The sequence below is a fragment of the Acidithiobacillus sp. TH-A35 genome, from assembly GCF_057473505.1.
In genome coordinates, this window is record NZ_JBYCKR010000109.1 from 1 (window position 1) to 10,248 (window position 10,248).

General features: G+C 57.0%; 11 protein-coding genes and 2 tRNA genes. All 13 read right to left on the reverse strand.

Annotated elements, in window-relative coordinates; all coding sequences use genetic code 11:
• Positions 1–67 precede the first annotated feature (67 nt).
• Positions 68–144, reverse strand: a tRNA-Pro gene (locus AC2VNK_RS03945).
• A 37-nt stretch (positions 145–181) separates the two neighbouring features.
• Positions 182–634: a MerR family transcriptional regulator gene (locus AC2VNK_RS03950; RefSeq protein WP_291524867.1), complete on the reverse strand. Its 453-nt coding sequence runs from the start codon at positions 632–634 to the stop codon at positions 182–184.
• Complete coding sequence (locus tag AC2VNK_RS03955; protein WP_291508969.1) at positions 609–908, reverse strand: integration host factor subunit alpha; 300 nt, start codon at positions 906–908, stop codon at positions 609–611. Before AC2VNK_RS03955 ends, AC2VNK_RS03950 begins: the two co-directional genes overlap by 26 nt.
• A 10-nt stretch (positions 909–918) precedes the next feature.
• Complete coding sequence (gene pheT / locus AC2VNK_RS03960) at positions 919–3,318, reverse strand: phenylalanine--tRNA ligase subunit beta (RefSeq protein ID WP_486882888.1); 2,400 nt, start codon at positions 3,316–3,318, stop codon at positions 919–921.
• A 9-nt stretch (positions 3,319–3,327) separates the two neighbouring features.
• Positions 3,328–4,350: a phenylalanine--tRNA ligase subunit alpha gene (pheS, locus tag AC2VNK_RS03965; RefSeq protein ID WP_486882895.1), complete on the reverse strand. Its 1,023-nt coding sequence runs from the start codon at positions 4,348–4,350 to the stop codon at positions 3,328–3,330.
• A gap of 20 nt (positions 4,351–4,370) precedes the next feature.
• Positions 4,371–4,730, reverse strand: a complete 360-nt coding sequence (gene rplT, locus AC2VNK_RS03970; protein WP_012537291.1) for a 50S ribosomal protein L20 — start codon at positions 4,728–4,730, stop codon at positions 4,371–4,373.
• A gap of 18 nt (positions 4,731–4,748) precedes the next feature.
• Positions 4,749–4,946 (reverse strand): 50S ribosomal protein L35, encoded by a 198-nt coding sequence (gene rpmI / locus AC2VNK_RS03975; RefSeq protein ID WP_064219264.1) that lies wholly within the window; start codon positions 4,944–4,946, stop codon positions 4,749–4,751.
• Between the two features lie 9 nt (positions 4,947–4,955).
• Positions 4,956–5,456, reverse strand: a complete 501-nt coding sequence (infC, locus tag AC2VNK_RS03980) for a translation initiation factor IF-3 (RefSeq protein ID WP_291508972.1) — start codon at positions 5,454–5,456, stop codon at positions 4,956–4,958.
• Between the two features lie 34 nt (positions 5,457–5,490).
• Positions 5,491–7,425, reverse strand: coding sequence for a threonine--tRNA ligase (gene thrS, locus AC2VNK_RS03985; RefSeq protein WP_486882891.1), 1,935 nt, complete (start codon positions 7,423–7,425; stop codon positions 5,491–5,493).
• 52 nt (positions 7,426–7,477) lie between these two features.
• Positions 7,478–7,552 (reverse strand) — tRNA-Val (locus AC2VNK_RS03990).
• Positions 7,553–7,587: 35 nt separating this feature from the next.
• The gene (locus AC2VNK_RS03995) at positions 7,588–7,902 is read right to left on the reverse strand and encodes a DUF2818 family protein (RefSeq protein ID WP_291521669.1); all 315 of its coding nucleotides are present in this window, start codon (positions 7,900–7,902) and stop codon (positions 7,588–7,590) included.
• Complete coding sequence (gene nuoN / locus AC2VNK_RS04000) at positions 7,902–9,347, reverse strand: NADH-quinone oxidoreductase subunit NuoN (protein ID WP_291521667.1); 1,446 nt, start codon at positions 9,345–9,347, stop codon at positions 7,902–7,904. Before nuoN ends, AC2VNK_RS03995 begins: the two co-directional genes overlap by 1 nt.
• Before the next feature lie 12 nt (positions 9,348–9,359).
• Positions 9,360–10,248 (reverse strand): NADH-quinone oxidoreductase subunit M (locus AC2VNK_RS04005; RefSeq protein WP_486882893.1); only part of this gene is annotated, 889 nt, incomplete at its 5' end.

The following is a 10,248-nucleotide window of genomic DNA, read 5'->3' on the forward strand; positions in this document are numbered from 1 at the left end:
ATTGTAGAAAAAAGTGGTGATTGTAGAAAAAGAAATCAGGGAAATACGCCCTAACCCCTTGATTTATTGGTCGGGGCGAGAGGATTTGAACCTCCGACCACCTGAACCCCATTCAGGTGCGCTACCAGGCTGCGCTACGCCCCGCGAGAGTCCGTAATGTACTGCCAAAACGCCGCCCAGGTCAATGCCTGTGACCGCACAAATCCAATAATGCCAACAACTCCCGGCGCAAGTATTGCCAGCGTTTGCGGCCTTCTATAACACCCACAGAGAGATCCGCCATCTCCAGATTCAGTTGCCCATGATTTTCTTCATGGTGCTCGCCACGGTGGGCGCGCACCAGTTCTTGCAATCGTTCACGCGCACCGTGGATAGTATAGCCTTCGCCGTACAGCAGGGCGCGAATCTGTCTCGCCAACAACAGATCGTGGCGCTGATAATAACGCCGATTACCTTTTCTTTTCAGTGGACTAAGCTGTGGAAACTCCTGCTCCCAGTAGCGCAGCACATGCGCCTTCACCCCACAGAGCAGGGCCGCCTCGCTAATGGAGAAATACCGCTTTTCCGGTATCTCCGGGAGTGGCGCGAGGTCTTTGCCCGCCTTTCCCTTAGCCGTTGTCCGGTTCGCTACCATTCACGTAGGCTTTGAGCTTTTGGCTCGGATGGAAAGTCACCACGCGCCGCGCCGTGATGGTAATCTCCACGCCCGTCTTCGGGTTGCGCCCGGGACGTGGATTTTTGTCGCGCAACGTGAAGTTACCAAAGCCCGAGAGCTTCACCTCTTCGCCCTGCGCCAGATTTTCACGAATGCCATCAAAAAGAGCCTCGACAATGCCTTTGGCTTCCCGCTTATTAAGCCCCATAGTCTCGAACAGCATATCCACGATTTCTGCTTTGGTAACCGCCATATTATTCTCCCTATGCCCTGAGTTCGATGGAACCGAGTCGCCGCACGGCAACCAGCAACCGGTCCATTTCTGCTTGTACGTCTGTCTCGGTCAACGTCCGCTCAGCATCCTGCAAGAGCAGCGCAAAAGCCAGACTGTACGTTCCTGCTGTCAGAGAAGGTCCCTGATAGCGATCAAAAATCGTGATCTGTTGCACAATACCCGATGCTGCTACCCGCATGGCGCTCAGCACCGTCCCTGCCAGAATGTCCCGCGGGATGACTAAAGCCATATCCCGCCGCAATGCGGGAAATGGCGACAAGGACGTGAACCTGGAGACATTCGTCAAGTTACTCAACCATTCCATATCCAAATAGAAGAAGAATGGTGATTTGTCCAGGTCATACTCCGCGGCCAGCATTGGATGTAACGCACCCAACATGCCCACCCGCTGATCTTCCACACAAATTTCTGCGGCCTGCCCCGGATGTAAAGCCGGGTGATCGCCCAGCGGCCGGAAAGCGAATTCCGTATCCGGCCAAAGCGCGAGCAAAGCACTCACGTCACCTTTCAGGTCGTAGAAATCGGCGGCACGCTGCGGCTGCGCCCAACTTTCCCGATCCGCTGTCCCGACAATACATCCGCCCAGGATAAGACGTTGCCCATCGGCAGAAAACACCCGTCCCAGTTCGAAAATCCGTACCCGATCCTGCTGCCGCTTCACATTAAACTGAAGCGCCTGCATCAAACCCGGCCAGAGACTGGCGCGCATGACGGCCAAATCCGCGGACAGCGGGTTGAGCAGGGTTGGTGCGTCGGCACCCGGCGTGAACAAATCTTGCGCCTGACGGGAGACAAAACTGTAGGTGATCACCTCATGATAATCACGTGCCTGCAAAACACCACGCAAAGTGGCTGGCTGCGGCCCCCGCGCCATGGGCAAGGGTTGCAATGTGCCCTCCGGACGATGAGCGGGCAATCGCTCATAGCCGTATATTCGGCCCACTTCCTCAATCAGATCTGCCTCAATGTGCAGATCAAAGCGGTGACTCGGAGAAAGCACCTGCCAGCCATCGTGGGTCCTGTTGACACGCAGTCCCAGACGGGTGAGGGCTGCCTCGACCACAGCATCTTCGTAATCCATGCCCAGGATCCGTGCCAGTCGGGCACGACGCAAGGGGATCGGCAAATGCTCGGGTAACTGTCCCAGCACGGTGCAGGATCGTTCTGTCCGAAAATGTGCCGTACCTAGCGTCGCGAGACACTGCAGCGTGCTGCTGGCCACTACCGGCCCCAAGGCGAAATCCACGCCACGTTCGAAGCGCATGGCAGCATCCGTCTGCAAGCCCAAGCGGCGTGCACGCCCCTGGATGGCCTTAGGCTGGAAGAAAGCAGACTCCAGGACAATACAACGCGTCCCTGCCGATACCGAGGTACGCCGTCCACCGATAATACCTGCGAGAGCCACCGGACCGGCGCTGTCGGCAATCACCAGCATATCGGACTCCAGCGGCAGATCCCTGCCATCCAGGGCATCGAGAATCTCCCCGGCCTGCGCCCAACGCACGTTGAGTCCGCCTTGCAAGGTATCGGCGTCAAATGCATGCAGAGGCTGCCCCGTTTCGAGCATTTTCAGATTCAGCAAATCCACTACCGGGTGGATACACCGCTGCCCCGCACGGCGCAGACGCTCACGTAAATGGTCCGGCAACCGTTCTGGAACACCCTCTATCCACAGGGCAGTATAGGAAGGGCAGGCGTTTTGCGCATCTGCGGCAATGTGCGGAGCGAAGCCTCCATTACCAGGGGCCGCGTTGTCCGGACCCACCATCGTCCATGCCGGCATCGGGCCATCATTCACAGAGCGGGACACAACCTCTGCGCCGAGGGCGAACAAATCTCTGGCCACTCCGGTTACGGACAATGCGTCGCCGCGATTCGGGGTAATCCCCAGAATCAGTATCTGGTCATCCAGATCGAGGTAGGACCGCAGATCGGCTCCGAGCGGCGCATCCGCATCCAGGACCAGCAAACCGCTGCTGCCGTCATCGAGCCCCAATTCCGCGGCTGCACAAAGCATTCCCTCGGAAGAAATGCCACGCAACGCAGAGATAGCAATAGAACGCCCATCGGGCAACAGCGCGCCAGGTAGAGCCAGAGGCACTCGCTGACCTACAGCCAGGTTATCCGCCCCGCAGACAACAGTGCGTAGCTGCCCGTCGCCCGCATCCACCTGCGCCACCCGCAGCTTCCCGGCTTCCGGATGGGGTGCAATGGACTGAACGGCAGCAACGACCACCCCGTGAAAAGGCGGAGCAGCGTCTTCAACGGCCTCCACCTCAATACCGCCCATAGTCAGGCGTCGGGCAATTTCTTCCGTATCCCAGGAGGTGTCTAACAACTCACGAAGCCATTGTATACTGACGCGCATGGTGAGCCCTCAGGAAAATTGTTTGAGGAAGCGCAGATCGTTCTCGAAGAAGAGACGCAGATCATTCACTCCGTAACGCAGCATGGTGAGGCGCTCAACGCCCATCCCAAAGGCGAAGCCGCTGAAGCGCTCACCATCGACACCGGCACCCGCCAACACCGCCGGATGCACCATGCCGCATCCCAGCACCTCCAGCCAACCGGTGTGCTTGCAGACCCGGCAGCCAGATCCACCGCAAATTACGCAGCCGATATCAATTTCAGCGGAAGGCTCCGTGAAGGGGAAGTAAGATGGACGGAAGCGTACCGGGAGATCAGGCTTTGCGAAAAACTCCTGGAGGAAGTCCGCTAATAAACCGCGCAAGTCGGCGAAACTGGCATGCTCGTCGAGCAACAGGCCCTCGACCTGGTGAAACATCGGTGTGTGGGTGACATCGGAGTCGCGCCGGTACACTCGACCAGTGGCGATCATACGCAGGGGGGGCTGGTGAGTTTCTAGAAACCGAATCTGAACCGTCGAGGTTTGGGTACGCAAGAGACGCGCTGCATCCAGATAAAAAGTATCATGCATCGCCCGCGCCGGATGATCTTCCGGAATATTGAGCGCAGCAAAATTGTGGTAGTCATCCTCTATTTCGGGACCATCGCTGGTTTCAAAACCCAACCCGGAAAAATAATGTTCGATCCACTCCAGAGTCTGGCGAACAGGATGCGCACTGCCCCATGCTTCCCGCCGCCCCGGCAGCGTCACGTCCAGCCGTTCCTGCTGTAGGCGTGCCTGAATAACCGCTGCTTCGAGCCCTGCTTTGCGTTCCTGCAGAAGCGACTGCACCTCGGACTTGCGCTCATTGAGCAACTGTCCGACTTCTCGCCGCGCTTCGGGCGACAACTGGCCAAGTTGCTGCATGGCCTGGGTAAGAACACCCTTCTTACCGAGCCATTGCAGGCGGATCTGTTCCAAGGCATCGAGGTCGGAGGCCGCCGCGATCTCTCGGGCGGCCTCCGCGACGGAGGCTATGGATTGCAAAGACATCGCCATAGCCTTCGCCACCGTCAAGCTGCCAACTGGCCTTTGACTACCTCGACGAGACGGGAGAAGGCCGCCTTGTCACGCACGGCGATATCCGCCAGCACCTTGCGGTCGAGCTGGATACCCGCGCGCAGCAGACCATTCATGAAACGGCTGTAGGTCACGCCCTCAGAACGCGCCGCTGCATTGATACGCACAATCCACAAACTGCGAAAATCGCGCTTCTTGGTTCGGCGATCACGATACTCATAGGTCAGCGCCTTCATCACCGCCTGATGGGCGATGCGATAATTGCTCTTACGCTGACCACGAAAGCCCTTCGCACGGGCCAGAACTTTCTTGTGACGGGCGTGGGCGGTTACGCCACGTTTTACTCTAGACATGGTACTGTTCCTCTATCATCAACCGTAGGGAAGCATGCGCCGCAATGCGGCCTGGTCGCTGCCCGAAGTAACCAAGGTATGGCGCAGGTGGCGCTTCCGCTTGGTCGTCTTACTCGTCAGAATGTGGTTCAAAAAAGCCTGACGATGCTTAAATTTACCGGAGCCGGTACGCTTAAAGCGCTTGGCCGCCCCACGATTGGTTTTCATTTTTGGCACGATGGTCTCCTATTTTTTCCGCGGCGCGACAATCATCACCATTTGTCGCCCTTCCATGCGTGGCCGTTGTTCAACCACACCCACTTCTGTTAAATCTTTTTCAACCCGGTTAAGCACTTCCATGCCCAATTCGGGATGCGACATTTCACGACCGCGAAAGCGCAACGTAATTTTCGCACGATCTCCATCTTCAATAAAACGCAAAATATTGCGCAACTTGATCTGGTAGTCAGCATCATCCGTACGAGGGCGGAATTTAATTTCCTTCACCTGCGTCTGTTTCTGCCGACGTTTAGCGTCATGCTGGCGCTTGCTTTCCTGAAAACGAAACTTTCCGTAGTCCATAATCCGGCATACGGGAGGATCAGCTTGCGGAGCGATCTCGACGAGATCCAGTTCAGCTTCCTCTGCAGCAGCGATGGCTTCCATAAAGGATAACACACCCAACTGTTCTCCCTCGACACCTATCAACCGGACCCGCGCTGCGGTAATTTCCCGATTGATATTCACTTCTTTCTCTGTCGCGATCGCCTTATCCTCCTCGCTAGCCTTGCCACTCCAGGGTGTTCAACCGCTCCCGATCCATTTTCTGCAGAGCGGCACCCACAGCGCCTATGGTAAGGGCGCCGAGATCCTGGCCATTTCGATCCCGCACCGCCACCGTACCCGCTTCTTTTTCCCGTTCCCCGACCACCAGCAGATAGGGCACCCTACGCAAAGTATGGGCGCGTATCTTATAACCTATCTTCTCGTTTCTCAAGTCCGTTTCTGCCCGGATGCCGCGTTTCATTAATACGTCACTTACCGACTCGGCGTATTCCGAGTAATGCTCGCTGATGGGCAGCACCACGGCTTGCACCGGAGCGAGCCAGACCGGAAACTTACCCTCATAATGCTCAATGAGCACACCGAAAAAACGTTCGATGGAGCCGAAGATGGCGCGATGCACCATGATGGGCACCTTACGCGTGCCGTCTTCCGCCACATATTCCATGGCGAAGCGCTCCGGCAGATTAAAATCGAGTTGTACGGTACTGCACTGCCACTTGCGACCGATGGCGTCCTGAATCTTCAGATCGATTTTAGGGCCATAGAAGGCACCGCCACCCGCGTCCACCTGGTAGTCCAGGCCCGCGCGCTCCAGGGCATTGCGCAAGGCCTGGGTGGCAACGTCCCAAATCTCGTCACTGCCCACCGAGTGCTCAGGGCGGGTGGACAGATTGATTTCATATTGGCTGAAGCCGAAGGTGCCAAGAATTTTCCGGACCAGCGCCAGCACCGCACCAATCTCCGCTTCTATCTGGTCTGGCCGACAAAAGACGTGGGCATCATCCTGGGTAAAGCCGCGCACCCGCATCAAGCCATGCAGGGCGCCCGACATTTCGTGGCGGTAGACTGTGCCCAATTCTGCCCAGCGAATCGGCAGATCCCGGTAGGAATGCAGCTTGTCCTTGTAAATCAGAATATGAAAAGGGCAGTTCATGGGCTTGAGCTGGTAGGGCTGCCCCTCATCCTGCATCGGATCAAACATGGACTCGGCGTAAAAGTCCTTGTGCCCGGAGGTATACCACAACTGCTCATGGGCAATATGCGGCGTATAGAGCAGATCGTAACCCGCATCGACATGGGCACTGCGCCAAAAATCCTCAATGATGCGACGGACTCGTGCGCCCATGGGATGCCAGAAGACCAGCCCACCGCCGGCATCTTCCTGAATGGAGAACAGTTCCAGTTCTGTGCCGATGCGCCGGTGATCCCGCTTTTCGGCCTCCGCCAGTTGCTGGAGATAGGCGTCAAGGTCTTTTTGCTGCGCCCAGGCAGTACCATAAATGCGCTGCAACATGGGGTTACGAGAGTCACCGCGCCAGTAGGCACCCGCTACCCGCTGCAACTTAAATGCCCCCAGAGCACCGGTGGATGGCACATGAGGACCACGACACAGGTCCACAAAATCGCCCTGACGATACAAACTCAACAACTCGCCTTCCGGAATGGCGCGGATGATTTCAACCTTATAGTCCTCGCCCATCTTTTCAAAGAGGGCAACGGCGTCTTCACGGGAGAGTAATTCACGCTGCACCGGGAGATTTTCTTTGACCAGTGCGCGCATCCGCTCTTCAATGGCTTCCAGATCTTCTGGTGTAAAACCACGCGGGAAGGCAAAGTCATAGTAGAAACCGTTATCAATGACCGGTCCGATGGTGACCTGGGCTTCCGGATAGAGGGACTGGACCGCCTGTGCCAGCAAATGCGCGGTCGAATGGCGGATCACCTCCAGGCCATCTGCGCTGTCGCGGGTAACAATCGCCACTTCAGCGTCCTGATCCAACACCGCCGAGAGGTCTTTGAGGGTGCCATTGACCCGCATGGCTACCGCAGCCTTAGCCAACCCGCTGCCGATCGTACGCGCCAACGCCAGCCCGCTCACAGGCTCTGCGAACTGACGATGACTACCGTCCGGCAACTGGATATCTGGCATAGCCCCTCCAAAGAAAAAGCACCAGCGAGCATTGCCCCTCTGGTGCGGGATTTGGTAGGCGCGGGCGGTTTCGAACCGCCGACCTCTACCGTGTCAAGGTAGCGCTCTCCCCCTGAGCTACGCGCCTGCAGCCCACAAATGTACCGACTAGCGGGCTATACGTCAAGATCTGCGCAATATCGGCAGTACATTAAAGCGCCAGATAAAGCCCGGGATGGCAAAAACGGCGAACATGCACAGGGCAACCACATAAAACTCCCAACCCTGATCGTGGATCTGACCATCCAGACTACGCTCCATACCCATACCGATGACGCCAACGATGAGATACATTACCAGCCACTCAAGCAGATACCACTGCAACGCTTTGTCACCGGCTGCGGCACGGAAAAAGAACAGACGATTACTCAGCCACGGCAGATTAGCCGCGATAAAAGCCAGTGCGATATAGGCTAGCGCCCAGTCTTGCATACTCATCAGATCACTCCCTGCATGGCGTAGAAGCAAAAGGCCATCAGCGGCCCCGGCAGGATGCCGAGCACCAACAGCGCCAGACTGTTAATGCTTAATGCGGTACTGGCCAAGTCATCACGCACGATAATCCCCGTCTCGGCATCCGCTTTGTCAAAGTACATCACTTTGACCACGCGCAGATAATAAAATGCCCCGATCACCGCCAGCAGTACGCCGATCACCGCAAGCCAGACATAGCCGGCGGCAATCACGGCCTGAAACACCGCCAATTTGGCATAAAAACCCACCGTCGGCGGCACACCCGCCATGGAGAACATGATGATCAGCATCAGGAAGGCATACCAGGGCTTGCGCTGCGCCAGGCCCTTGAAGTCATCAATGCGTTCCGCCTCAAAACCCGCCCGGCTGAGCAGCATAATCATGCCAAAACCGGCCAGGGACATCAGCACATAGACCACGGTATAGAAAAACGCACTGGCCAGTCCTGCCTCGGTGCCCGCGACAATGCCCAGCGACAGGAATCCGACGTGACCGACGGTGGAATACGCCAGCATCCGCTTAATATTCTGCTGGGCAATAGCGATCACATTACCGACCACCAGAGACACCAGGCTCAGCGCGACAAAAACCTGCTGCCAGGATTCCAGCATTCCGTAGCCACCGTCTACCAGTAGACGGATGATCAGGGCGAAGGCGCCGATTTTTGGTGCCGAGGCGAGGAAGGTTGTCACCACCGTGGGCGCGCCTTGATAGACATCGGGTAACCACATATGAAAAGGCGCCGCGCCCAGTTTGAAGGCAATACCAGCAACAATAAACACGATGGCAAAGACCAGTACCAGGTTACTCGCAGTCACATTCACCAACGCGCCGGCAATATCCCGCATATCCAGGGTCCCCGTCAGGCCATAGAGAAGCGACATACCGTAGAGCAGCATTCCAGAGGCCAGGGCGCCGAGGACGAAATACTTCAACCCGGCTTCCGTCGCCACCACACTGTCGCGATAGAAGGCAACCAGGGCGTACTGGCTCAGCGCCAGCAGTTCCAGCCCGAGATATATGCTGAGCAGGCTGCCGCCCGAGACCATCACCATGATGCCCAGCAAGGCAAAGAGCAGCAGCACGAACACTTCGCCCCGATAAATGCCACGATCCACGAGGTAGCGCCTGGAATAGAGCACCACCATCAATACAGCGAGATAGCTGAACAACTCCGCGACGTTGGTGAAGGGATCGAGAACGAAGAGACCGGCAAAGGCTGTACCGCTCTGCCCCATCTCAAAAATGGTCAGCACGGCGGCACCGATCAGGGTCAGCACCGTCAGTACTGCCGCAAGATCACGCAGACGATCGCCCCAGAACAAGTCCGTCAGCAAAACAACGCAGGCCATCGTCAGTACCCAGATTTCCGGTATGGCGAAAGTCCAGTGCATAAGGAATGAATTCATAGGCAAAGTCCTTTACGCCGGAATTTTGGAGAGAGACACCTGAGTCACCAGGTGCTGTACCGAGCTATGCACGATATTGAGGAAGGGCGCTGGCCAGAGCCCCAATAGCAAGGTAAAGACCGCCAGGGTACCCAGTACAAACATCTCCCGACCGTCAAGGTCTTTCAGCCCGGCCACCTCGGGATGGGTAACGCCGCCAAAAATCGCCCGCTTGAAGAGCCAGAGGGTATAACTGGCGCCGGTAATCAAGCCAGTGGCCGCCAGAATCGCCGCCCAGGGGCTCACCTGATAGGTCCCGAGCACCACCATAAATTCGCCGACAAAGCCGGAGGTGCCCGGCAGGCCGACATTACCCATGGCAAAGAGCATCATCAGCGCCGCAAAAATCGGCATGACATTGGCCACACCACCATAGGCTTTTATATTGCGGGTATGCATCCGGTCATAGAGCACCCCAACACAAAGGAACATGGCCGCACTGATAAAACCGTGCGACAACATCTGGATAATACTGCCCTCAATCGCCACACTATCGAACATGAAAAATCCCAGGGTCACGAAACCCATGTGGGCGACGGAGGAATACGCAATCAGCTTCTTCATGTCCTCCTGCACAATGGCCACCAGCGCGACATAAATGATCGCGATGAGGGACAAGAGAATCATCAGCCAGGCCAGCTTATGACTGGCATCAGGCACAATGGGCAGGCTCAGACGCAGGAAGCCGTAGGCACCCATCTTGAGCATCACCGCCGCAAGAATGACGGATCCCCCTGTCGGCGCCTCTACATGGGCGTCGGGCAACCAGGTATGCACCGGCCACATGGGGATTTTCACCGCGAAGGCGAGGAAAAAGGCCAGGAAGATGAGGATCTGCGCGGTCATCCCCAGAGGGGTTTTC